This window comes from Microcoleus sp. B4-C2, assembly GCF_036705265.1.
Classification (GTDB): Bacteria; Cyanobacteriota; Cyanobacteriia; order Cyanobacteriales; family Microcoleaceae; genus Microcoleus.
In genome coordinates, this window is record NZ_JAUBUB010000005.1 from 128,764 (window position 1) to 153,168 (window position 24,405).

The following is a 24,405-nucleotide window of genomic DNA, read 5'->3' on the forward strand; positions in this document are numbered from 1 at the left end:
GGAAAACCCAGTCCGTCCTCTAGCAGGAATCTCGCCAGAAGATCCAACTCGAATTCTCCATCTACAACCGCTGAGGAATTGCTATGCCAACTACCAATACCGTACTAGAAAGCGAGTATGCAACAGCCCAACTTGATGTCACCGAACGGGCTAGGCTGGAAGAACTGGAATCCATTGTAGAAAATGGACTTCAGACTTTTTACGAAGTTGGCAAAGCCCTTGATGAAATTCGGGAACAGAAATTATATCGGGAAACCCAAAAAACTTTTGAGGCTTATTGTCAGGATAAGTGGGGCATAGCAAGACGCACAGCAGATCGATTTATAGGGGCAGCACGGGTAATGGAAAATTTGAGACCCATGGGTCTCAAATTTCCAGCCAACGAGCGCCAAGTCCGTCCTCTAACAGGATTATCGCCAGAATTACAAATCCAAATCTGGCAAGAAGCAGTAGAGTCATCACCCAACGGCATTCCAACTGGTGCAGCCGTTAAGCGCTTGGTTGAGGAGCGATTTCCTTCAGACGGAAGCGGGAGAACTCATAAAGATGGTGTTTCAGAATTGGAGAAATTGCGATCGGACAATCAGCGCCTTAGAGAGCAAATCCGAGAGCAAAACCGAGAGAGGGATAGGCGTGCTGCTGCTGTGGCGTTGGAGTTGGAGCAACTGCGAGCCGAAAACAGGCAGTTGAAAGCTGAACTGCGACAGCGCGATCGAGATTGGGAAGTGCGACTGGCTGCTGAAAGGGTAAAAATCCGAGAGGAAGTGAGAGCGGAAGTCAAAGCAGAGTATGAAGGGCAAATTAACTCTCTCACCCAGCAACTAGCAGAAATGACCGCAAACTATCATGGTGTCTTGGCACGGTTAACAGCACTAGAACAAGGAAAATAAATAATGGTAACGCTACTTGAAAATCCACTGCGGGTCGGTTTACGAAAAGAACGGGTGCCGGAACCACAAATTCTGGTAATCTTCGGAGCTTCTGGGGATCTCACCCAGCGCAAACTGGTACCTGCAATTTATCAGATGAAGCGCGATCGACGCTTGCCACCGGAAACTACTGTCGTGGGAGTAGCCCGCCGCCCTTGGAGTCACGATTACTTCCGAGAGCAAATGCGCGAGGGCATTGAAGAATTTGGCGGTGGCATTGGCAATGAAGAATTTTGGCAAGATTTCGCTCAAGGTTTGTACTACTGTCCGGGCGACATTGACAACCCGGAAAGCTATCAAAAACTCAAAGCTTTCTTAGCGGAACTCGACGAAGAAAGGAGAACTCGCGGCAATCACATATTTTATCTCTCGGTTTCCCCGAATTTTTTCCCAGAAGCAATTAGGCAACTGGGCGCGGCTCAAATGCTGGTTGATCCAGTAAAACATCGCTTGGTAATTGAAAAACCCTTCGGCCGCGACTTGAGTTCGGCAAAAGCTCTTAACCGAGTCGTGCAGAAGGTTTGCCAAGAACAGCAAGTTTACCGAATTGACCACTATTTGGGTAAAGAAACTGTTCAGAATTTAATGGTGTTCCGGTTTGCGAACGCGATTTTTGAACCGCTGTGGAATCGGCAATTTGTCGATCACGTACAAATTACAGTTGCAGAAACAGTAGGCGTAGAAGACCGGGCGGGTTACTACGAATCCTCTGGGGCGTTGCGGGATATGCTGCAAAACCACTTGATGCAGATTTTCTGTCTGACGGCGATGGAACCGCCGAACTCGCTCGACGCTGACAGCATCCGCACCGAAAAGATGAAAGTTCTGCAAGCAACTCGCTTGGCAGATTTGAATAACTTGGAGTTCTCAGCGATTCGGGGTCAATATTCTGCAGGTTGGATGAAGGGCAAACAGGTGCCTGGGTATCACGATGAACCGGGGGTTGCTCCCAACTCGACAACGCCGACGTTTGTGGCGATGAAGTTTATGATTGACAACTGGCGCTGGCAGGGAGTGCCTTTTTACTTGCGAACCGGCAAACGGTTGCCGAAAAAAGTTAGTGAAATTGCAATTCAGTTCCGCGAAGTTCCGCTGCTAATCTTTCAGTCCGCGGCCCAACAAACTACTCCTAACGTTTTGACTATGCGCGTGCATCCGAACGAGGGGATTTCGCTGAGGTTTGAGGCGAAAATGCCGGGGCCGGATTTGCGGACGCGGACGGTGGATATGGATTTCAGTTACGGTTCTTCCTTTGGGGTGACATCTTCGGATGCTTACGATCGCCTGTTAATTGATTGTATGCTGGGCGACCAAACTTTGTTTACCCGTTCTGATGAAGTGGAAGAAGCTTGGCGGGTGGTAACGCCGGCCTTGATGGCTTGGGAATCGTCCAACGACCAAGATTTGGTTCCTAAATACGAAGCCGGTACTTGGGAACCTGCGGAAGCAGAACTGCTAATTAACAGAGATGGCCGCAAGTGGCGAAGACTTTAAGAGCCATTAGTCAGCAGTCATTAGTCCTTAGTTATAGGTCAGCATTAGTATTAGTTATTAGCTAAGAACGGCTAACTAAGAACCAATGACTAATGACTAAGAACCAATGACTAATGACTAATGACTAAGGACTAAGGACTAAGGACTAATAACTAATAAGAAAGGAGAAAAGATTTATGACGATGACACCGATGAAAGCTCCGCCTCTGGTTTCGCTACAAAGTCCTAAAGATGTGTCGATCGACCAAATAGAGGCCGAATTGAGTCAAATTTGGGAAAGTTACAGAGAATCGGGGTCGAAGGGCGATTTTCCGATCGCTAGTAGGGCAACAACTTTTACTTTTGTAGTCTACGAACCGGAAGAAACTCAGCGTTTATTAGCGGATCTGGGGTTTTACGACGGGCCGGTGGACGGTATTACCGGGCCGATGACGGCATCTAGCATCAGGGCGGCTCAAAAAGCTTACGGGCTGCCCAGAACAGGCAAAGCTAACGATGAATTGCTGGCGACTTTGCGGGAAGAAGTGGCTCGCAAAAATTCCAGTGGTGAGGAGATGGGATCTAGTGGCTTGGGTTCCGGGGGATCGGGGGTGGCTGACGCGATTGTGGCTGCCAATCCCTGCCGGATTATTGCTCTGTGCCCGACGGCGGGGGAAGATACGGGCGTGCAGGCTCAAGTGGCTGCTTATTGTCCGGTTCACAAGCGCACCAGCGGCAATCTGATCTGCTGCGAGTACATTACGCTGCGGGGTACGGAAGCTGCTTTGGAACGGGTGAGCGGCATCGTGACGGCGTTGACTATCGGTGATTTGCCGACGCTGCTGTGGTGGAAAGCGAATCCCGATGCCGATCGAGGTTTGTTCCAGCGGCTGGCGGCAGTTAGCAGTTCTGTGATTGTTGACTCTAGCAGCTTTGCTGAGTGTGAAGCCGAATTGCTGTTGATGCAAAGTCTGATCGAAGAGGGAATTCCGATCGCGGATCTGAATTGGCGCCGGCTGGCCGCGTGGCAGGAGTTGGCTGCTGAGGCTTTTGACGCCCCGGAACGTCGCGCTGCGATTCGGGAAATCGATCGGGTGACGATCGATTACGAACAGGACAATTCTACTCAAGCGCTGATGTATTTGGGTTGGCTGGCGAGTCGGCTTCAGTGGCGTCCGGTTGCTTTCAAACAGGAAGAGGGCGATTACCACATCAAGCGAATTAAATTCGCGGGGCCGGACGAACGGGTTATCGAAGCCGAGTTGGCTGCTATTCCTACTGCTGATTCGGGTGATGTCGCGGGCGATTTGATTGCTCTGCGTTTGAATTCTACAAACGAAAAGGCTGACTGCGGTACGGTTCTGTGTTCGGAAGCGGGCGGCTGTATGCGGATGGAAACAAAGGGTGGCGCTCAAACCGATCGGTTTAACCAGGTGAGTCCTCTGTTCGATCAGGTGACGGAACAGTTGCTGGGCCAGCACTTGCAGAGTTGGGGCCGAGATGTGCTTTACGAAGAAAGTTTGGCAGTGACGGCTCAAATGCTGAAGTTGGCTAAGCGGTAAAAAGAAGTTCGGCAACGGATTGTGTAGCGGATGTAACGGATGTAGCGGATGTAACGGATGTCAGTCCGAGGGAAGTCGGAAGAAGGAAGAAGGAAGAAGGAAGAAGGATTGAGTTAATATTCAGTGGGGCAGGCAATGTCTGCCCTACTTTTTTAGAAGTTGTGAGTTAGAAGTTATGAGTTTGAATTAATCATATTCTTTGATTCAAAACGTTAAATTACTTCCAAAAAGCCACAAAATTACCTCTCTTCTTCTCCTTCTTCCTTCGCGGTATTCGCGTCTTCGCGGTTCGTTAAATAGGTATTAGTTGACAAGTTCGAGACCAATACTCATAACTTTATCAGTTGTCTGCTTTCTGTATTTTTTGTAACTAATCTAGAACTATGACTTTAGTAATTGCTGGCGAACGCAGCGGGGCGGGAAAGACTACTGTAACGATCGCCCTTTTAGCTTATTTAATCCGCCGTGGCTTGAATGTTCAGTCTTTTAAGGTTGGCCCCGATTACATTGACCCGATGTTTCATGCTTTTGTTACTGGCCGCCCCTGTCGGAATTTAGACCCGGTATTAACGTCTGAATCTTATGTAAAAAAGTGTTTTTCTCGTCACATTCAAGATGTCGATTATGCCTTAGTTGAAGGGGTGATGGGACTCTTTGATGGAGTGAGTCGAAAAAATCAGGAATCAGGAAGGCACGACACGAATTTTGACAGGGATACACGGATTAATTATCGAAAAGAAGAAGGCAATTATGATTTTTCCTTTGCTTCTACGGCTCATGTTGCTTATTTGCTGAATTTGCCGGTATTGTTTGTGATAGATTGCAGCAGGCTCTCTGGTTCTGTGGCTGCGATCGCCCACGGTTTTCGTTCTTTTAACCCTGAACTTAAATTCGCTGGTTTGGTGCTGAATCGGGTGGCGAGCGATCGACATTTGGAACTGCTTCAAGATGCTCTAAAACCGCTCAATTTACCTATTTTGGGGGTTTTGCGTAGGGATGAGGCTGTTACTATTCCCGATCGACATTTGGGGCTGATTCCGGCTGAGGAGTTGCCGAATCTTCATGCTGCGATCGATAAACTGGCTGATTTGGCTGCTGTTAGTTTTGACTGGGAGCAACTTTTGCCTTTGTTGGCTGCAACTCGAAATGAGGGGGGTGAGGGGTCTGAGCAACTTTTGGGTAGGCACACTCTCCCTTCGGGAATTGTAACTCAAAAAAATGATGTTGTCAACTCTTTGGGAAAACAATTTGGAGTGAGGATTGCGGTTGCGCGCGATCGGGCTTTTAATTTTTACTATCAGGACAATCTTGATTTGTTGGAAGAGTTGGGTGCCCAGTTGGTATTCTGGAGTCCCCTTGATGACTCGGTGTTTCCTGACAATGTGCAAGGGTTATATTTTGGTGGTGGTTTTCCCGAAGTGTTTGCTCAAAAATTGAGCGGTAATGTTTTAATTCGGGATGCGGTAAGAAGGGCGATTTTTTCGGGAATGCCGACTTATGCGGAGTGCGGCGGTTTGATGTATTTGTGCGATTCTATTGTAGACTTCGATGGCAATTCTTGGCAAGGGGTGGGAGTGTTGGAAACTGCTGCTGCGATGGGTAAGCGTTTGACGCTGGGATACCGAGAAGCTGTGGCGGTGAGGGATAGTTCGGTGTTAACTGCTCTTGATGAGGTTTGGGGACATGAGTTTCATCGATCGCATTTAACTGTTGAACCGAGTAATCCAGTTTATCACAGTTGGAGGTATGGGAAGCGGGGGGAGGTTGAGGCGGTTGCTGAAGGTTGGGGAGTTTGTCAGGTGCACGCTTCTTATTTGCATTTACACTGGGGTGCTCGTCCTGATATTGCGGTTCGTTTTTTGCAGCAGTGTGCTGATTTTTATTGTAAGGGTGTTTTGGGCGATCGAGAAAGTGAACTAGATTTTTTTATTTAATTAACCGCAGAGGACACAGAGGGCACAGAGAAGAGAAGAGAAGAGAAGAGAAGAGACAGGAGTTACTGTATTAGAATGTTTTTGATGGAAAGCAGAGAGGGGATGTTGGAATTTATGAGCGAATCAATTTCGACTAAGCAGTTGTCCGCACAATGGGTGACACCGGAGAATTTTCAGAGTTACGGTCAAGTTATTTTTGCTGCTGTTGATGGCAAGTCTTTCGATGCTGAGGATGCTCAGTTAAATTTGCAAAATGGTATTCCTAGATTTTACATTATGCGGCTGCACAATAAAGGTCGCAAGTTTCGCAAAATTACGCGGCACGTTCAATGTACTCAGTGTTTGGGTTCTTTGGATGGGAAGGATTGGTTGATGGCGGTTGCGCCTCCTGGGGATAGCTATAAACCGAGTTTAGAGGATATGGCTGCTTTTCGGATTCCGGGCAATTGTTTTATTAAGTTAGATGTGGGGACTTGGCACGCTGGGCCTTATTTTGATGCGGATTTTGTTGATTTTTACAATCTGGAATTGAGCGATACTAATGTGGTTGACCATTTTACCTTTGATTTTGTGAAAAATCACAATCAGGAATTTGAGATTGTCTGGATTTAAGAAAAATTTATCGTAGAATTTTGATAGGATATCAACTAGGCTGATTATACCTGCTTAACCGTGTTTAATAGTTTTGGGAGAGGTCTAATAATTATGAATTATCCACTCTATTCTCTTTTGATTTTACCATATACGCGCCGGGAACTCCCTGGATGGGGAAAATTGATGACACTCACAGGGGTGTACCGGGATGATTTGTGGAAAAATGCTCCTATACGGGAGATTCGAGGCAAGTTCCACGGTTATCGGATGGCGATGGATCTTTCCAAGTGGAACGATCGCATGAGCTATTTTTTAGGCCGTTATTATGACTTGCCCACGCAACTTTTCATCCAAAATGCTGTACAGCCTGGGGACAGTTTTATTGATGCGGGGGCAAATACGGGCATGATTACTCTTTTGGCTGCTTATCATACAGGAACAACGGGATGCGTACACTCTTTTGAACCAAATCCTCTGGCGTTTCAAACATTAAAAGCTGCGGTAACAGACAATGAATTGCAGAAAGTTTCTCTGCACCAGTGTGGGCTTTCTAACGAGCGAAATGAACTGACACTGACAGTGCCTACAGATGTTACTGGTTTGGGTACTTTCGCTCAACTCCCAGAAAAAGATCGAAGTCTGATTTCTAATCAGTATCAAGTACCTGTGTATCGCGGAGATGAAATGCTCCCAGATAATCTTCCTGGTGCTACTTTTATTAAAATTGATGTGGAGGGGTTTGAGGTGAATGTGATTAAAGGTTTCTCCCAAACGCTGCAAAAGCTTCGCCCTGCGGTGTTGACAGAAGTTGTAGGAAGTCATCTGGAACGGGCTGGTTCAAGTGTAGCAGAACTTTGCTCTGTGATGGGTGACTTTGGCTATGAAGCTTTTAACTTGGAGGCGAAACGGGAAGGTTTGGGCCATCGGTTACAATTGTCTAAAGCGCAAGGAGGAAAGATGACTGATGATGTGGTTTGGCTGTATTCTGAGAGTCCTTTATTTTCTCGCCTGCAACAGTGGATGACACACTGATATTGCAGAGGATAAGAATTGCAAGTGCAGGGAAATCTAGGCTGATTTCCCTTTGTTTTAATATGGTGACTCTCAACGGTGCTAAAACTCTCAATCTGGGAGATGATAATTATGGGATAGATGGGGGGAAACCTGCAAATTTGATTGTGTTGGATGCTGAGGATTGTTATGATGCAATTAGGAGGCGCGCTGCGGTTCGGTATGTGATTTTGCGGGGTAAGTTGCTGGCGGAAACTGCACCTGCTAAAATTAGTTTTTATGGTATTTGACAAACAATATTTGAAGCTGTTAAATTGTGAATCAAGGTGCTATTCCCGATGAGAGTCCGAGAAATTTGCAGGAGCAACTGCTACTGCAAGATGCTAAGGCTGGTAATTCTAGAGCTATTCAGGGCGGGCCTGACGATATACTAGGGGATGTTTCCAGATTGGTTGCTCTCTATGGAGGTAATCCCGAAGACTGGTACAAAATAACTAGCATTCAGGCTTTTGTAATTAATGGAGCTTCCGTACAAGTGCACTGGTTTGAAAATACAAAAATTTTCCAACAAGTTGAATTAAAATTTAAACGACAATATCCTAAAATAGCACCTAAGAATTTATAGGTAGACAAGTTATGATTGTTCGCTGTATTGCTAATACTGGGGAAGTTCTACCGGAAAATTATATCGATCCGGCAAGAGGTTATACTAAAAAGGTTGAATTGCCGTTGACTGTTGGCAAGGAATATGTTGTTTATGCAATCCGATCGTGGCAGGGAATAGTTTGGTACTATATTTGTGATGATAATTACAGCTATTATCCCATACAGACTCCGGCACCGCTGTTTGAAGTAGTTGATAACCGAGTTTCTAAGTATTGGCAGTTTATGCTTGACCCGAATGGGGTGTTAAGGTTTGCTTTTGAGCAGTGGTTTACTGACCCTTGTTTTTATGATAAGCTGACGGATCAAGAAGAGGCGGAGGTTGAGATTTTTGAGAAGGTTAAGGAATTGATGGATGCTGAGGATTTTGCTTTGCCTCCGCTGGATGTGGCTGTTGAGAAGTTGCGGGAAACTGTCAGTGTTTGAGTGGGAAAAGTGCGATCGCAAATTGTTTCTTTCCCACCTTGACTCAAATACCTTCAAATGGTATCAAATAGGAAGCAGCAGAATTTGGTGAAATAAAATGAACGAAAAAATTGAAATCAATAGAAGTTATGAGATACTAGATGGCGAGGATGATGTTTTGTTATTGGGGAAAGCTACTTTTACGGTGCGGAGGTTTAAAGAGCTAGCCGCTAGCAAGTTTGATTATATACTAAATTATATCGAGGCAGCAGAAAAGGAATCTCGCAAGAAAGCGATATATTATTGGATGCAATCTCTGTCGATTAGCGAAGAAACAACTATTCAGACAGGAGAGATAAACTGGAGTTCCCCTCAAGAAGGAATCGCTTGTCAAATTCTTAAGATTGGTGCAAAAGGTTGGCAAAAAGGAAAGCTTAAAATAGAAGTTAATAAAAGTTTCCAGTCTGTGAAAACGCAGACATCTATAAAGTTTTATCCTGATGAACCACTAGAGCCAAAATCGCCTCTAGATGATATCAGACAATCCGAGGAATACAAAAAACTGAGCGATAATAAATGACAGCCCGATCGCGATTACAATACAATAATCATCGCACCTAGATCTGAATCTTAGATTTTCAACCGCAGATGTGGGCAGATGTACGCGGATGAACGCTGATGTTATTTGGGATGGACTAATGATAAATATAGAAGAATATGTCGATCGCACGGCCGAACTGATAAACTTACCCTTAGACCCGGAACACCGCCCCGGTGTTGTGGTAAACTTCGAGAGAATAGCTGCGATCGCCCGACTCGTTACTGAATTCCCTTTACCCCCAGAAGTAGAAGTCGCGCCGGTGTTTGAACCTTAGATTTTTAACCGCAGATGAACGCAGAGGAACGTAAATTTTTAGCACAAGCGGATGCAGTCGCCACAGCATCAGCGGTTAAAAGTGGTAAAATTACAGCGACAGCGGTTGTGACTGCGGCATTAGAACGAATTGCCGATCGAGATAACGTCCTCAATTGCTTTACTGCAATCACTGAATCAAGCGCACTCGCAGCAGCCGAAAATATAGATAATTCGATCGCAAATAACCAAAACCCAGGCCCTTTAGCAGGCGTTCCCTTCGCAGTCAAAAACCTGTTTGATGTCGGCGGAATTACTACTCTAGCTGGGTCAAAAATCAACGCTGACAATCCTCCGGCTACCCAGGACGCGGCGGGGGTCGCGCGACTAAAACAAGCCGGGGCTGTGCTTGTCGGTACGCTCAACATGGATGAGTACGCCTACGGTTTCGTCACCGAAAACAGCCACTACGGCCCGACTCGCAATCCCCGCGATACTACGCGCATCGCCGGCGGTTCCAGCGGCGGTTCCGCAGCAGCAGTCGCCGCCGGTTTAGTACCCATCACCCTCGGTTCTGATACTAACGGTTCCATCCGCGTACCGGCTGCTTTGTGCGGTGTCTTTGGGTTTAAGCCTACTTACGGCCGTTTGTCGAGGGCTGGCGCTTATTTATTTTCGGGTAGTTTGGATTGTGTGGGGCCGTTTGGGCGATCGATCAGAGATATGGCGCTGCTGTACGATATCCTACAAGGCCCTGATTCTCGTGACCCAGTTTGCACTCAACGCCCGCCAGAACTTTGTTCGCCGCAGTTAAATCAAGGCATCGAAGGATTGCGAATTGCTGTTGCTGACGGGTATTTCGCCACAGGGGCCGAACCGGAAGCAATGGATGCTGTAGAAATAGTGGCTAAAGCCTTGACAAATGTCTTGGATTGTGGTATAAGCACGGAAAAAACAACAAACCCCCCAAAAATAGGGGGGCTTGCGACTGTCAGCATACCGGAATCCGATCGCGCCAGGGCTGCTGCATTTATCATTACCGCCTGCGAGGGGGGAAACTTGCATTTAGACAATTTACGATCGCGCCCTCAAGACTTCGATCCTGCCACGCGCGATCGTTTTTTAGCGGGAACCCTGATCCCTGCGACTTGGTACTTGCAAGCGCAGAGATTCAGACAGTGGTACCGCGATCGAATTCGCGAAATATTCCAACAAACAGACATCATCCTCGCACCCGCCACCCCGATAGCAGCCCCTGAAATTGGCGTCGAGAAAATGGTAATAGCCAGACAAGAAATCTTAGTGCGTCCCAATCTCGGACTGTTCACCCAACCCCTATCATTTATTGGCTTGCCCGTTCTTTGCGTGCCCGTACAGCGGCCCGGCGCTTTGCCCTTGGGGGTACAAATTATTGGTGCTCCCTACAGCGAAGCGGTGATTCTCCGAGTCGCTGCGGTACTAGAATCGCAAGGCATTATATCTGCCGAATCAATTTAGTGCTAATAATTCTAGGGTTTGTTGTTGCGGTGGAAGCGTCTCTTAGTCCTTCTGGCAATAGCTTTGCGCTTCTGCTTTTCCAACGGGGTTTCAAAGTGGCGGTGCTTTCTCATGTCGGGGAAAATGCCCGCTTTAGAAACTTGTCGCTTAAACCGTCGTAGGGCTGACTCAATCCCTTCATTTTCGCCTATTACAACTTGGGTCATTATTTCTCCTTTTGTTCGGTAGATCAAGTTTTATCATATCAAGCTTTTTGGCCGCGCGACCTGTTGAAGGTCGGGCGATCGACCAAAACCCCAAAATTATACCAAATCCGCTGCCATCACGGCTCTTGATTCTTTAGTCTCCACAGGCAGACTTTGTATGTCAAGGCGCCAATTATATTCCCGCGGTTGAATCAGTTTGGGCTACCAACTGATTTTCCTGTCGCAGGTAAGCTTGAATAAACGGCTCTAATTCGCCGTTCATCACATCTGCGATGGCGGTTGTTTCCACTCCAGTACGCAAATCCTTGACCATTTGGTATGGGTGAAAAACATAATTGCGAATTTGGTTGCCCCAAGCTGCCTCTACCATGTCGCCGCGAATCTCGGCAATTTCCGAAGCCCGCTGTTCCTTAGCAACCACCAACAGCCTAGCCTTGAGTAATGCCAAAGCTTTTTCCTTGTTTTGCAACTGACTGCGTTCCTCTGTACAGCGGACAGCCAAACCGGTAGGAATGTGAACGATGCGGACTGCGGTTTCTACTTTGTTAACGTTTTGCCCGCCCTTGCCGCCCGCGCGGGAAGTTGTGATTTCCAAATCTTTTTCTGGAATGTCTAACTTGACGGATCGATCGAGAATTGGCATCACTTCAACGCCAGCAAAACTGGTTTGACGCTTGTCGTTAGCATTAAAAGGCGAAATTCTGACCAAGCGGTGAGTGCCTTTTTCCGATCGCATATAACCGTAAGCGTAACGGCCGACAATTTCCAAAGAAGCCGATTTAACACCTGCTTCCTCTCCCTCGGAAATTTCCATTAAATGTACTTTGTAACCTTGACTTTCCCCCCAGCGGGTGTACATCCGCAGCAACATTTCGGCCCAATCTTGAGCATCTGTGCCGCCGGCCCCGGCGTTAATTGTCAAAACGGCGCCGCCTTCATCGTAGGGCCCCGATAGTAATTGTTGCAGTTCCCACTGGTCGAGTTCGCGGGTTAACCGAGAAAGACTCGATGAGGCTTCTTGGAACAGGGACTCGTCGGCTTCTAACTCCAGCAGTTCTAAAATAGCTTTAGCATCTTCCAAGCTCGTTTGCCAGCCGCGATATTGGTCTAGATGAGATTTGAAGTCATTAAGTTCTTGGAGGGTTTCTTGAGCTCTATCTTGGTCGTCCCAAAATGCTGGTTGGGCGCAGATTTGCTCTAAGTCTTGAATTTTGGCTGTGAGTGCGGGGATGTCAAAGATAGTCCTGGGTTGTACCCAGTCGATCGGACAATGTTTCGATATTGTGTTTGATGTCTAGAACTTCCACTGTGAGTTCTCCTAGTTGTGGGGTGTATTTTTGAGTTTAGCTGAAATTTTGCTCTAAATGTGCAAATCAATTTTTCAGCAGCACACCAGCTTTGATAAATGAGTCAAGTTTGCCGCCCGTGCACTTCGAGGACTGCTGTTGTTTGGATTCCTGTACGGACATCCAAAACTTTGCCGGCAGTTCGCACTGTCGCTGGGAAATTGATATTCCCGAATTTGTTGGTTCTGGACTGTTTTTAGGATTTCGCACTGAATGTCTGCAAGCTGTTGAACTCCTGGTCTTTGCATAATAGCAAACAGTTTGGTTCTCCTGACGCGCTGCTGCAAGCGAGTTACTTTAATGATAGGCGATCGAGTTTGGTTGCGGGCGATCGACAATTGCTGAAATCATTACATCAAAACTTCGATGATCGCATCAAAAGTCGATCGCTACCACATTATAATTTAAGCAAAACCTTCTACTATTTTTCTAGGATTACCACGAAATCCTCAATCATCACATCAAAAGTTTGAGCCAGCTTGTGAACTGCTGCAAAGTCAACCATTGCCATACCCTGAGAACGGGCATAATTGCTAATCGTACTGTAGCCCACGCCCGATCGCTCCGCAACCTCTTTGAGCGTCCATCCCTTCTGGGCCGCCAACTCTCGAACCCGCAACCTTACTAAGCCTTTGCTCATATTCACTATTTACAAAATTTTGGATTTAGTATAATATATCAAAAAGCGATCGCCCCCGGTCATTCGATTTTAGATTTTAGATTTTAGATTTTAGATTTTAGATTGACTCTAAAGATGAATCTGGGAGCTTGAACGTTGGTCGAAAATTTTGCGCCTCTCATGGCAGAAGTCGGGGCTTGTCTCCGTTTTGCGGCGGAGTCAACGAAACTAAAGACGATCGCCAGTTAAAATTAATCCCGACAGATAATTTCTGTCGATCGCACTTAGCAGAGATAGATTTAGCTACCACCACCAGATGCAACTACAATGATATCAGAAAATCAGTTAAGATCGTCAACTATCAGCGCCTCAAAAATTATTCACAAATCGTCGATCGTCAATCCGCGATCGAGATTTGTCACCGAAGAAACAGTAGCACTCCTGTTCAACATATCACCGGAACAGATATACCGGATCGATTGCTGCCACAACGTGGTGTACGTTCATGCCAAAGGCCTGAGTCGATTTGTCAGCTACGCCGATTTCCCCCCAATCTTAGAAGTAAAACCGCCCTGTGCTCAAGATTTTGTCGCCTGGTACAAACGCTGGAAACGGACACAAGCACCAGAATTTTGGACTAAATTCTATACGTACAACTTCAAAGCGGCTGTTTCAGTTGACAGCTTGCTTGAATGGGGTAAATTAGTAGCTACAGTTAAATCGGTAATTTCTGCCTCAGCGCTGCAACAACTACGAAATGTTTACGCTCAAGAAAAAACATTGATGGAAAAGTTTTAAAGCAGGCGGGGCGGATAAATCGGCAATTGTTGGCCACCAGCAAGATACAGCATATTCCATGTATATGTAGTACACACTATCTTGTAGTAAGCATCGGTGCGTCGCCACCCATCAATCTGCAAGTTCTATTTAAAAGGTCGCAGATCCGCACCCTACATATTAAAATCACACAACATAAATATAGTGGCTACTGTACTTCATCAACCACCGAATATGCTGTAAATGTAAGGTGCGCTTCGGCGCACCCTACGGGATAGAGGTTCCGATCAAAACTCTTCTTTACCTTCCAATCCCCACATATTGGAAACCAGCCGCTTCTAAAGCCTTCTTGTCTAAGAAATTGCGGCCATCAATCATCACCGGATGATTCATCAACTTCGCCATTTTATCGTAATCTAAATTGCGAAACTGTTCCCAGTCAGTCACCAACACCAAAGCATCGCAACCGTCGGCCAACCTTTCCGGGTCAGTTTCTACCAAAACTCCCGACAAACCGTGACGCATCCCAGTTTGAGAAACAATCGGATCGTAAGCTTTAACTTTCGCTCCCAACCGATTCAAATTCTCGATTAAAATCAGCGCTGGGGCATCCCGCAAATCGTCAGTATCCGGCTTGAAAGTCAAACCCAAAAGTCCGACAGTTTTACCTTTGAGAATCTTCAAAACGTGCTGCAACTTTTCAATAGCAATGAACCGCTGGCGTTGGTTAACTTCCACTGCCGCTTTCAGCAAATGCGCCTCGTAGCCGTAATCGTCAGCAGTGTGAACTAAAGCCGAGACATCTTTGGGGAAACAGGAACCGCCCCAACCAATGCCAGCTTGCAGAAACTTGTTGCCAATCCGTGAATCTAAACCGATACCTCGGGACACTTGACTAACATCTGCACCGACACGATCGCAAATATTAGCAACTTCATTAATAAAGCTAATCTTCGTAGCCAAAAAAGCATTAGCTGCGTACTTAATCATCTCCGCTGAACTGATATCCGTCATCACCACAGGAACTTCCGGCAAAGACTGATTTTCTGCAAACTTGCGATCGACAATCGGCCGATATAACTGTAGCATCATATCCATAGCCCGCCGAGAGTTGCTACCGAGAACAATGCGATCGGGATTAAAAGTATCAAAAACAGCACAGCCCTCCCGCAAAAACTCCGGGTTGCTAACCACATCAAATTGAACACCTTTGTTTGCTGCTACTTCCTCACCAGTAACCTCATCACCGCTGTGAGGTTTTTGACGTTCTGCTAAACCGTCTAGTACAATTCTTCGCACCCAGTCCCCGGAACCGATGGGCACAGTAGATTTATTAACAATGACTTTGTAATCGCCATCGAGGTGAGCTCCTATTCCCCGAGCAACCGCTTCCACGTAGCGAGTATCGCTTTCCCCAGTAGGCAAAGGAGGCGTCCCCACCGCAATAAACAAAATATCCCCGTGAGACACTCCCGCTGCTAAATCCGAAGTAAATTCTAGATTGCCAGACGCAGATGCAGAAGACATTAATTCAGACAGTCCAGGTTCAAAAATAGGCGACTGTCCCGACTTCATTAATTTAACTTTTTCTTCGTTGTTGTCTACGCAAATCACGTGGTGGCCGATGTGGGCCAAACAAGTGCCGGTGACTAAGCCAACATATCCTGTACCGATGACACAAACCTGCATAGAAATCTCCTCAAAGCTAGTAAATAAATTAGATGGGATGTTGAAACAAGAAGGAAGAAGGGAGAAGGCTTTAGTTATCTAGGATAGAAGGAAAAAACAGCTTGTAGGGGTAGTGCTACCCCTACTCCCCGTGCCTACCCCTAGAGGGCAACCACGGGGGGTTTGCCCCTACCAATTTCAGGGCCAACCACAGGGGTTTTGCCCCTACAAATCCCCACTCTCTACTTTTGGTTTCCCTCGATGCGATCGCGAAAATCCTTTATAGTCAACTCTAAACCTTGATCCAGCGGCACAGTTGGCTCCCACCCCAACCAAGTTTTAGCACGAGTAATATCCGGTTGTCGCTGTTTTGGATCGTCTTCCGGCAGCGGTTTAAAGATAATTTCTGCCCCTGGATTAATCGTGTTTTGAATTTTTTGTGCCAGTTCCAATATAGTGTATTCGCCGGGATTCCCCAAATTCATCGGCCCGATTTTGTCGCTATTCATCAAACGAATAAATCCTTCCACCAAATCAGAAACGTAGCAGAAACTACGTGTTTGGGAACCGTCGCCGTATACTGTCAGCGGTTGATTCCGCAAAGCTTGAGCAATAAAATTGCTGACTACTCTGCCGTCATTTTCCAACATCCGGGGGCCATAGGTATTATGACAGCAAACGCAGTAAGTACCGCCTACAAAATTCTCTCCGTCGGGAACAGAAAAGTCGTATACATCCTCATCGATTTCAAACTCTTCTATGGCTTTAACTTTTGCCCAAGCTAAATCCCCTGTGATTTGAGCTTGCAGTTTTTGTTTAGCATTAGCCAGATTGAGAATGCTGTACTCGTCCAACCCTTGAACCGTTATCCGGTAAGACTTGTATTTTTTGCTGTCTCCTTTTCGCACTGTTGTCTCGAATTCCGACACACTTCCAACTATCCCGAATTTAGCTAGAATTAGCACCAGTTTTTCAATGATTTTTTGGCTGGAACTGTTAAACACTAGCAGCGAACCCGTTGTTTTCGCGTCGTGATTCCCGTCGCCTTCCCAGAAACCGTGTAAAAAGTGAACTAACTGTTCTTTGGGAAGTTGCAAAATCCAATTGGGTATATCTTTTTTGGTGCTTAATTCTTTGCCAAACCCCAAAATATTGACAACTAGATCGACAATTATTTTTGACCTGACGTTAACGGATGGCGCTCTTTTCTCCTCTTTGTCAAATCTGATTTCACACTCGCAGCCAAATAACTCTCGCGTCACCCGGATCAGCTTTTCCAGATATTTGACATTTGAGCTAAATACGAGCTGGCGGTCTTTTTCTGTATGAACCAAACAGCCTTCTGCTAAGTAAAATCCCAAAAACCACAGGAAATCACTGACATTTTTGATGTAATTGTTGATTGCTTTGACGGATTGATAGCCAGATATTTTGTCTTTTTGTGTCAAAGGTAATCCCAATTCTTGCCAAAGTTGCCAGGGAATTTTGTTGCCGGCTTCGTATTTTTTGATGGTGCTGAAGTATTGGCGATTGCTGATTCCTTTTCGAGCGAAATATCCATATATCTGCTCTCGGAATTTTTCTAAGTATGCGATCGCATCCTCGCTGATTACCCACAGCCCTGGTGCATTAACTTTATCGCTGATGTAAAAAGGTTCCAAGGGACGATCGATAAAAGGAATGTAACTGGGAACAGCTACATCATCCCCAACCTTTAAGTCTTTGCCAAATACGGCTTGAGGCAACCCTTGGCTGTCGCGAGTAAACAAACTGTGGTCTTCAGTAATTTTTACTTGTTTGCCCCAGGTTGTTGCAATTTTATACCCTTTCTTCGTCACTTTGTGTTTCCAAATTGCCGAGATTGGTTTTAAGCGCATTTTTCCCTGTTCGTCAAAGCAAGGAACTGAAACATTTGATATGTCACCTCCGATCCGGCTGTAGCATTCCTCAAATGTTTCGTAATAAAGTCGATCTCCTTTGTAATAGAGAACTTTTTGATCGCCTGTCAAACTGTTAAAAATTCGCACAACTCGAATGTCTACACCATTTTGACGGTGGTAATCAAAAGATAAGGTTTCAGCTACTCGCTTCCCTTCGTCGTAACACGATCTGATCCCGATACAATTAACGTTGCCGCGATAATCTTCTGTTTGTGGATGTACGTCAGGATCTCCGTACACTTCGGAAGTGGAAGCGAGAAAGAATCTTGCTTTTACCCGTTTGGCCAATCCCAACATATTCATCGTGCCGATGACGTTTGTTTTAATTGTCTTGACAGGGTTGTACTGATAGTGTATAGGGGAAGCGGGACAAGCCAGATGGTAAATCTGATCTACCTCTAACCGAATCGGTTCCGTGATGTCGTGGCGGATCAGCTCAAAATACGGGTTGTCCAGCCATTTGAGGATATTGCGTTTAGTCCCGGTGTAAAAATTATCCAGGCAGACTACCTCATGTCCTTGGGCCATTAAGCGATCGATTAGGTGGGAACCGAGGAAACCCGCACCGCCTGTGACTAAAATTCTCATTGTGGAAACTGCCGTTCTGTTTAGGGGTAGGACTGGGGTACAAAAATTCAGTCTATCAAATGAAACTTGCTAATAGAATAACAAAATTGCGATCGACAATGTAAACACTTCTGCGTCTCTTTCATCAAATCTTTAATTAACTTAGCATTTGCCAATACTTTGAACAAAGTGCTATAATTCGCAAATGTGGGTAGCAATTTTTATTTAAACTTTAATATTTCCGAAAAAACACTGTTGACAATAATTAACTTTTGAGTTAATAGGTATTAATTGTTTTTTAGTTGTGATTGGTGAAGCGATCGCTTCTGTCTTGAGTTATCTAAGAAAAGGCTGATTGCAGCTATGGCTACGCTTCACGGGCTTGTTTGAGAATAGGTTAATCCAGTTTATGTAAACAGGGCTGACGCGCGTCAATCGATTTTAGATTTTAGATTTTAGATTAAAGAATTGACTTGCGCGAGATAAATGCGGGGGCTTGAGGATTTTAGATTTTGGATTGATTCCACGGATAAATCACGTGGCGGGTACCACCTTTGAAATTCGCTTGTCAGAGGCTAGAAACCTGGTTTATTCGTAGATAAAGTTGAGCAAGCAAATATTTTTCCGAGAAACCCGGTTTATTTGGCCTTAGTCGCGATCGACTAACTGCGAAATTTCCATAGCGTTGTTCTTAGCCTTGTTTAGGGATACCGTCCTATATCGATCAAAACTTGACGCTCAAGTATGCGATTTGGAGCATTGAGTTTGAGTAATCTTGAAGTAGCTTGACCAATCTGAGTGATGCCTTCTATTCTGGCATCATTAAGAACAAAATGTTCGTCCCATACCAGACGGCGTGGATTAAACAAAGGGACAATTTCGTCATTAATAGGGTCTATAGTAGCTAGATCGGAACCTTTATAGCGGTTACAAGATAAACAAGAAAGAGCGAGATTATCAGCACGAGTTTGACCACCATGTTTTAAGGCAATAATATGGTCTACTTCATGGCTGTAGATTGAAACATCTTGATGAATCAGGCAATATTCACAGTGTCCTGAAGCTCTTTCAATAACTAATCTGCGGAGTTCGGCAGGAATTAAACTAGAAGTCATTTATCAAATCGCTGAATAGGCTCTTGCTTTTAGTAAAATCATCAGATGTTCTAGCTGTTCGTAAACATCTAATTCTGCTATTTCCATTGGATTTATGGTCGATTCGCGGTTTTTGTCAAGCAAAGTTTGGAGGCGTGTCTGAGCCTGTTGTGAAACCTTGAAACTAACAATGTCTTGTGGAATTGGACTCTTGATCAAAAACTCCAGAATTTCTTGATAAACTGTAGGAATCTCGCCACTAGGAGTGGTGATTTCTGGCTCAATAGTTGTGGGCTTTTTAGTTAGTTCTAGAAGTTGCCAAAGCAGTTCGGGCAAGCGATTTTGCAGAGGTTCTAGACGTTGAGCCAGTTCGTCGGGAATTTGAAGGGTAATTGTTGCCATTTTTGTTAGTCACTAATGCTCTCATTGAATCCTAGCACAAGAGAAGTGCGATCGCCCCGCGCGATCGGGTAAAGGTGCGATCGCCCTTCCTGATTTTAGTCGCTTCACCCTACCAATCTGTTGATTTGTGGCAAAATTTTAGTTACCGTTGTTATCGTTGATGTCTAGATTTTGTATGGAGAGTTCTGAATCTGGTGAGGTTGGTATTCGCAGGTTAATAAAAAATACTATTTGATTTTTATCTATATTTATATTCGTTACATTAACAACACAATTTTCAGGTAATAAATCTTTGGTTGGGAATTTAGCAGACGACTGAGTTTTATATCCAGCATCCTCAAGCCATTCCGCAATATTTCTCCAATTTTCTATCTTTTCAACGCCTTTACCCAGAAAGGCTTTAACGTATTTATAAATAGTGGCACACAGGTCAGTTTCAACACCCTTGGGATTCTTTTTCAGCTTTTCGGCGATTTCAGCGGGACTGTAGCCACAAAGCAACCCCCGCAGATGCAGCTTTTCTACGGGGGTGAGGGGCTTTCCCTTAACGGCGGCCAAGTCCGAGTACAGAGTTTTTAAGTCCCAGCGGCTTTCGGCTTCGACGAAGCGATCGTTTGTGGATGCCATAGATGGGTGTGTCTAAATTTCCTGATGGAATTCTAACATAACTCCTGATGAGTGTCAGGTTGTTACCAGACTCAGCTAGCGTATGATAAGTGTAGGCTAAAGCGCAAAGGGTGCAAGTTACAAGTCAAAAAGTTGGTGGGACGGCTTTTGAGCTATTACTGACTACAGTTAGCGACCCGACAGGGGAGTAGGGCTGAATTTTTGTAAATTTCTCGCTTTGACTCTAGTTTCGGCCACTGCCGGTAATTTTTTTAATTTATTTTCTGGGATTTTGCATAATTTTCTGGATTGGCCCCTGATAAATAAATGGGAGGCTGCAATGCGCCTTCTGCAGACTGAGTTATTTGTGAGTGCGATCGCGACGAAAGCTTTGCTATGCAAGAGTTTGGCTTGGTCATATAAGCTTAGAAGTTTATCGGTAGCTAAGGCTATTTGTAAACTTTTGTAAAAAATTCTGTAACTTTTGCATAAAAGTTAGGGTTCTAGCCTGATAGATAAACAGAGGGTTGCAAGCGGCTTGCGGGCGATCGACTTCGAGAGGGCGATTGCTTGGCGAAGGAAGCTTAGCAGTTGCTTTCTAAAAAGCCCAGATTTGATAGGAGATATGACTATGAATGATTTTAGAACTGAAAAAACGAGATTACAGTCAAAACCAGCCATTCTGACGCAATCTTGGGTTATTTGGGAGTTTTCTGCCGTAATAGAAACAAAGGGATTCAAGTTTGAGACAGTTAACTTACATGACATCCTCAAAGCGGAACTGCAAGCACAACAAGTCCCCATAGATGTTTTTTATACCAACGCTGGTTGGATGATAGAAGGTGCTGGAAACACACTCAAAATTGATAAAGATGTGAGGGCTAGGGTTACAGCTAATCTCAGAAACTCTATCTATACTAATATGCAGTTTATTGCGGGAATCGATTACTTCGGTGACTCCAATTGGGCAGATATCCAAATGATGATGATTGTCCAGCCAGAAGAACCGCCAAAACTTCCAGATCCACCAATACGACCTGAAGCAGCTAACATTCAACCTTTAATTCCAGATGCAGCTTTAGTTGTCTTGGCGCTCATCGCTGCTGGTTTATTTTTTTCAGGGAATGGGGGTTTACAAGTCCTTGCCATGGTGGGAGCAATTGGTGCATTAGGAGTTTACTTGCAATCAAATTCTCAGGTAGCTGAAGCTAAGAGAAAGAATGAATCAAAATTGGCTCAGTATCAAGAGGCAAATATAGAAAGAAACAGGCAATATGAAAAAATAAAACTGGAAGAAGAAGAACTAAAGCGAAATCGTCTTTGCCGAAGCTTTCAGTGGGATGATTTGAGGGTATTGCATACAATAATGTCTCGTTCAGTTGGCAAGATTATCCACAACAATATGCTGCAGAAAGGAGGAACAGTTAAAGAATTTGTGCATCAGACTAAAAACGAAGAAATCATCGCGGAAAGCAAGAAGGATATCCTTAATGAGTTTCAGTAAATACTACCATGCTTACTAATACATCTGGAGTTAAATATTGGAGAGGTTCTGCACCAGGTACGGGTCAGCCTCAAGAAATCGATACTTACAATTTTCATGCTATAAACGTTTTTAAGCTGAAGGCACTTTCTGACTTTGCATCAGGTCGCTTTAAGCTCATGGAACATTTAGATCCGTCTGGAAGAGTTGGTTTTGTTGCCGGGTGGCAAAAAAGTTTGCTCAAAAGTCTGGCTTATTTCAGCTACAGCCAATTTGACGATCCAAGTGCTAACGCTTCTTGCGGCTATAGTCTGAGAATTGTTTACCATCCAGCACCGCAAGGATCTAAATCTACAGAGGTATATTTCCTAGCACGGGTAGCAAGCAATAGCAGCCAAAAAATAGCAGAGGATCTTCAAAAAAAGCAAGCACAACATATCAAGAGTAGCTTGAGGTCGCCACTCTACCAATTTGAGGAGAACACAGAAAATAAATTTGACTCGCGACCATTGTGGCTTGACTCTAATCAGCAGCTTTCTTGCTATGAAATTATCAAGTCAGAAGAAATTTTTCAATGGCTAGACCCCGACGATAGGCAGCGTCAAAATTTTTATTACTCTCCTGGCAGCTTTCAAGTTAACAAGGCGAATAACATGGTAGCCTTATTTGAGCAACTTCAAGGATATAAACAACCTGTTTGTATCGATTTAACCTTAGTGCCAACGAGAGTAGAAGGCTACGAGAAAAAAACTACTTCTCGATACTTAGAGGCACTAAATCAAATTAGTAAGGGTATCCGTGAAGAAGAGATCGATCCTGACAGCAATACCCAAAGAGCCAAGTCAGTGTATGAAGATATCAAGAAAAGGTATTATTCAGGGATAGTTTTTCTTTACAATTTCCGAGTTTTTTCGCCCGATGGGGATACTTGTCAAAGCGTTGCTAACCAGCTAGCGTCAACCTGTACGGCAAACACGGTTAGTCCGCGAGTCGTACAAGTTATTGATAGCCAATATGCAGTACAAACCGCATTACAAGTTAATATAAACGAACAAAGTTGTACGCCGGGAATGTGGGATACATCAGGAAAGATATTGCGTGGATTTCCCGGCGGACCAGGAATGCTCAAAAGATTGCATCGCTTGGTAGATTTAGATGAAGCGGCAGCATTTTTCCGTTTACCCATTCCAATCAATCAGCCTTGTGCAGGTGTGGAGTACGATACAGGCTCAGCTTCTGTTTCTGAAACATCCAAGGATACAAAGTGTAAAACAATTACTATCGGTAATTACTACCGCAATGTTAAAACTGACGAGTGTTGTGAATTTGATATTGAGCAGCTAAAAACTCATCTACTTGTTGTGGGCGGTTCTGGTAGTGGTAAGACAACGACAACTTTTAACATTTTGACTCAGTTATGGGAAAAGCATAGAATACCTTTTATGGTATTTGACCCCAAGGTCACACCTGAATATCGCTATCTCAAGCGACTACCTCAATTTAAAGATGATTTGCTCATTTTTACCCCTGGTCAAGAATTGATTACTCCTTTGCGCTTTAACCCATTTGATGTTATGCCTGGAATTGCGCTACAGGAGCATATTTCAAGGATATTTGACTGCTTTATGGGAGCATTACCTCTAGAAAATCCGCTGCCGTCTTTTATTCAGGAAGCTATTGATTATCATTATGACAAGAAGAAATGGCAATTAGCTCACAGTCGGGGAGGCGATGTTGATAAAGATGGCAAATCTTTGGAAACTCCTACCATGCAAGAACTATATAACAAAGTTCTTGATTTAGCCCAGAAGAATTATGGAAGCGATCGAGAAGTAGGCGATCGCATGAAAGGGGCGCTTAAAGCAAGATTATCTCGATTGGTTTCTAAAAGAGGTGAGGGTTCAATGCTGCAAGCAAACAGACCCTTGCCATTCGCGGAACTTCTTAGCAAACCCGTGATTTTTGAACTCGGTGGGTTAAATAAAGAAGAACAATCTTTATTTTCTCTGTTCATGCTAGTTTTTGTTTTCGAGTATATCCGTACTGTCAGAATTGGACAGTTTCAGCCACAACGCACGGGCGAAAGAGCAACAGATTTAGATTTACGCCATGTAATCTTGGTTGAAGAAGCCCATAATATACTCGGTAAAGTCCAAACTTCTGGAGAGGACGGTAATTCTAAATCTCAAGTGGTTGATAAGTTTGCTCAAATCATGCGTGAAATGCGTGCAGCAGGAGAAGGGGTAATCGTAGTCGATCAATCGCCAGCAGCCTTGGCACAATCGATTGTAGATGCTACAAATTTAAAGCTAATGCACCGCTTACCTTCTCCCGATGATAGAGAATATCTCGGTAGGGCCATGTGTTTAACGGAAGGTGAAGCACAGTTATCGGGTATCTTTTCACCGGGTGAAGCTTTCTATTATGTCCCTGGTTGGGATGCGGCTCGCCGGGTAGCTACAGAGAACTTTAAGAATAAACCAGGAGTCAGACAACAACTAGAAACCTTTTTAAAAGATGATGATGTCATTGTTTCTATGGATGAGTTTATGGATCGTGACAGAGAAAAGTTAATTTTAGGTTTTCAGGCGGCTATTTGTCGATTAAATGATAATGTCATAGGCCAGAAGTGTTGAATGATAGGAAAAGATTGCTAAAATAGGTCTAACAATGTATAATTGCAGAGTTATAAATTATTGATAATCAACTGAAATGCTATTTTCTAACTTCCCCAAAATTGTCAAACGGTATCTCGCCCATTTACCCAAAGATGATT

The 24,405-nt window shown here is 44.7% G+C and carries 23 protein-coding genes and 3 pseudogenes; 15 read left to right on the forward strand and 11 right to left on the reverse strand.

The annotated features are described in order from the left end of the window. Positions 1–83: 83 nt before the first annotated feature. The 12 genes from QUB20_RS03545 (at position 84) to QUB20_RS03600 (ending at position 10,921) form a co-directional block, all read left to right on the forward strand. Positions 84–890 (forward strand): hypothetical protein, encoded by an 807-nt coding sequence (locus tag QUB20_RS03545; protein WP_333245814.1) that lies wholly within the window; start codon positions 84–86, stop codon positions 888–890. Between the two features lie 3 nt (positions 891–893). Further along, positions 894–2,423 carry a glucose-6-phosphate dehydrogenase gene (gene zwf, locus QUB20_RS03550; protein ID WP_333245811.1) on the forward strand — a complete coding sequence of 510 codons (1,530 nt, stop codon included), beginning with the start codon at positions 894–896 and terminating at the stop codon, positions 2,421–2,423. A gap of 176 nt (positions 2,424–2,599) precedes the next feature. Further along, positions 2,600–3,964: a glucose-6-phosphate dehydrogenase assembly protein OpcA gene (gene opcA / locus QUB20_RS03555; RefSeq protein WP_333245808.1), complete on the forward strand. Its 1,365-nt coding sequence runs from the start codon at positions 2,600–2,602 to the stop codon at positions 3,962–3,964. A 383-nt stretch (positions 3,965–4,347) separates the two neighbouring features. Beyond that, entirely contained in the window at positions 4,348–5,898 is a 1,551-nt protein-coding gene (locus QUB20_RS03560) for a cobyrinate a,c-diamide synthase (protein ID WP_333245805.1), read from the forward strand. 102 nt (positions 5,899–6,000) lie between these two features. After that, on the forward strand, positions 6,001–6,510 hold the full coding sequence (locus QUB20_RS03565; protein WP_445299372.1) for an ureidoglycolate lyase: 510 nt from the start codon (positions 6,001–6,003) through the stop codon (positions 6,508–6,510). Positions 6,511–6,603: 93 nt separating this feature from the next. Next, positions 6,604–7,524, forward strand: a complete 921-nt coding sequence (locus QUB20_RS03570; protein WP_333055745.1) for an FkbM family methyltransferase — start codon at positions 6,604–6,606, stop codon at positions 7,522–7,524. Further along, the gene (locus tag QUB20_RS03575) at positions 7,509–7,793 is read left to right on the forward strand and encodes an amidohydrolase family protein (RefSeq protein WP_333245802.1); all 285 of its coding nucleotides are present in this window, start codon (positions 7,509–7,511) and stop codon (positions 7,791–7,793) included. The genes QUB20_RS03570 and QUB20_RS03575 overlap by 16 nt, the downstream gene beginning before the upstream one ends. A gap of 26 nt (positions 7,794–7,819) precedes the next feature. Continuing rightward, complete coding sequence (locus QUB20_RS03580) at positions 7,820–8,128, forward strand: hypothetical protein (protein WP_333245799.1); 309 nt, start codon at positions 7,820–7,822, stop codon at positions 8,126–8,128. Positions 8,129–8,139: 11 nt separating this feature from the next. Then, positions 8,140–8,592 carry a hypothetical protein gene (locus QUB20_RS03585; protein WP_333245796.1) on the forward strand — a complete coding sequence of 151 codons (453 nt, stop codon included), beginning with the start codon at positions 8,140–8,142 and terminating at the stop codon, positions 8,590–8,592. 97 nt (positions 8,593–8,689) lie between these two features. Beyond that, positions 8,690–9,151: a KGK domain-containing protein gene (locus QUB20_RS03590; protein ID WP_333245793.1), complete on the forward strand. Its 462-nt coding sequence runs from the start codon at positions 8,690–8,692 to the stop codon at positions 9,149–9,151. 118 nt (positions 9,152–9,269) lie between these two features. Continuing rightward, positions 9,270–9,446: a DUF4089 domain-containing protein gene (locus tag QUB20_RS03595; protein WP_193974111.1), complete on the forward strand. Its 177-nt coding sequence runs from the start codon at positions 9,270–9,272 to the stop codon at positions 9,444–9,446. Between the two features lie 14 nt (positions 9,447–9,460). Continuing rightward, the gene (locus tag QUB20_RS03600) at positions 9,461–10,921 is read left to right on the forward strand and encodes an AtzE family amidohydrolase (RefSeq protein WP_333245790.1); all 1,461 of its coding nucleotides are present in this window, start codon (positions 9,461–9,463) and stop codon (positions 10,919–10,921) included. Between the two features lie 11 nt (positions 10,922–10,932). On the opposite strand, the gene rpsU is transcribed toward QUB20_RS03600, so the two are convergent. The 4 genes from rpsU to QUB20_RS03620 all read right to left on the reverse strand — a co-directional run bounded on the left by rpsU (position 10,933) and on the right by QUB20_RS03620 (position 13,113). Continuing rightward, a complete protein-coding gene (gene rpsU, locus QUB20_RS03605; protein ID WP_006632476.1) occupies positions 10,933–11,127 on the reverse strand; it encodes a 30S ribosomal protein S21 in 195 nt (64 codons plus the stop codon). 172 nt (positions 11,128–11,299) lie between these two features. Next, a protein-coding gene (prfB, locus tag QUB20_RS03610) for a peptide chain release factor 2 (protein ID WP_333055751.1) occupies positions 11,300–12,434 on the reverse strand; the annotation gives its coding sequence in 2 pieces (ribosomal slippage) (positions 11,300–12,361 and positions 12,363–12,434; 1,134 coding nt in all). 66 nt (positions 12,435–12,500) lie between these two features. Next, positions 12,501–12,683: a hypothetical protein gene (locus QUB20_RS03615; protein WP_333245787.1), complete on the reverse strand. Its 183-nt coding sequence runs from the start codon at positions 12,681–12,683 to the stop codon at positions 12,501–12,503. 211 nt (positions 12,684–12,894) lie between these two features. Beyond that, positions 12,895–13,113: a helix-turn-helix transcriptional regulator gene (locus tag QUB20_RS03620; protein ID WP_333055754.1), complete on the reverse strand. Its 219-nt coding sequence runs from the start codon at positions 13,111–13,113 to the stop codon at positions 12,895–12,897. A 306-nt stretch (positions 13,114–13,419) separates the two neighbouring features. Between QUB20_RS03620 and QUB20_RS03625 the strand changes: the two genes are divergently transcribed. Next, positions 13,420–13,890, forward strand: a complete 471-nt coding sequence (locus tag QUB20_RS03625; protein WP_333242135.1) for a hypothetical protein — start codon at positions 13,420–13,422, stop codon at positions 13,888–13,890. A 279-nt stretch (positions 13,891–14,169) separates the two neighbouring features. On the opposite strand, the gene QUB20_RS03630 is transcribed toward QUB20_RS03625, so the two are convergent. From QUB20_RS03630 to QUB20_RS03660, 7 genes and pseudogenes are all read right to left on the reverse strand, one after another. After that, positions 14,170–15,558 (reverse strand): UDP-glucose/GDP-mannose dehydrogenase family protein, encoded by a 1,389-nt coding sequence (locus QUB20_RS03630; RefSeq protein WP_333055756.1) that lies wholly within the window; start codon positions 15,556–15,558, stop codon positions 14,170–14,172. Positions 15,559–15,779: 221 nt separating this feature from the next. Continuing rightward, positions 15,780–16,208 (reverse strand): annotated as a pseudogene (locus tag QUB20_RS03635) (GDP-mannose 4,6-dehydratase); the annotation flags it as partial. Next, a pseudogene (locus QUB20_RS03640) lies at positions 16,209–17,564 on the reverse strand (LAGLIDADG family homing endonuclease); the annotation flags it as partial. Continuing rightward, positions 17,547–18,065: pseudogene (locus QUB20_RS03645) on the reverse strand (GDP-mannose 4,6-dehydratase); the annotation flags it as partial. The pseudogenes QUB20_RS03640 and QUB20_RS03645, both read right to left, overlap by 18 nt. Before the next feature lie 680 nt (positions 18,066–18,745). Beyond that, entirely contained in the window at positions 18,746–19,159 is a 414-nt protein-coding gene (locus QUB20_RS03650; protein ID WP_333245784.1) for an HNH endonuclease signature motif containing protein, read from the reverse strand. 3 nt (positions 19,160–19,162) lie between these two features. Then, positions 19,163–19,540: a hypothetical protein gene (locus tag QUB20_RS03655; RefSeq protein WP_333245780.1), complete on the reverse strand. Its 378-nt coding sequence runs from the start codon at positions 19,538–19,540 to the stop codon at positions 19,163–19,165. 138 nt (positions 19,541–19,678) lie between these two features. Continuing rightward, on the reverse strand, positions 19,679–20,167 hold the full coding sequence (locus QUB20_RS03660; protein WP_333055760.1) for a helix-turn-helix domain-containing protein: 489 nt from the start codon (positions 20,165–20,167) through the stop codon (positions 19,679–19,681). 610 nt (positions 20,168–20,777) lie between these two features. On the opposite strand from QUB20_RS03660, the gene QUB20_RS03665 reads away from it, so the two are divergent. After that, positions 20,778–21,650, forward strand: coding sequence for a hypothetical protein (locus tag QUB20_RS03665; RefSeq protein WP_333245778.1), 873 nt, complete (start codon positions 20,778–20,780; stop codon positions 21,648–21,650). Positions 21,651–21,658: 8 nt separating this feature from the next. Then, positions 21,659–24,265, forward strand: coding sequence for a helicase HerA domain-containing protein (locus QUB20_RS03670; RefSeq protein ID WP_333245773.1), 2,607 nt, complete (start codon positions 21,659–21,661; stop codon positions 24,263–24,265). The last annotated feature ends 140 nt before the right edge of the window (positions 24,266–24,405 follow it).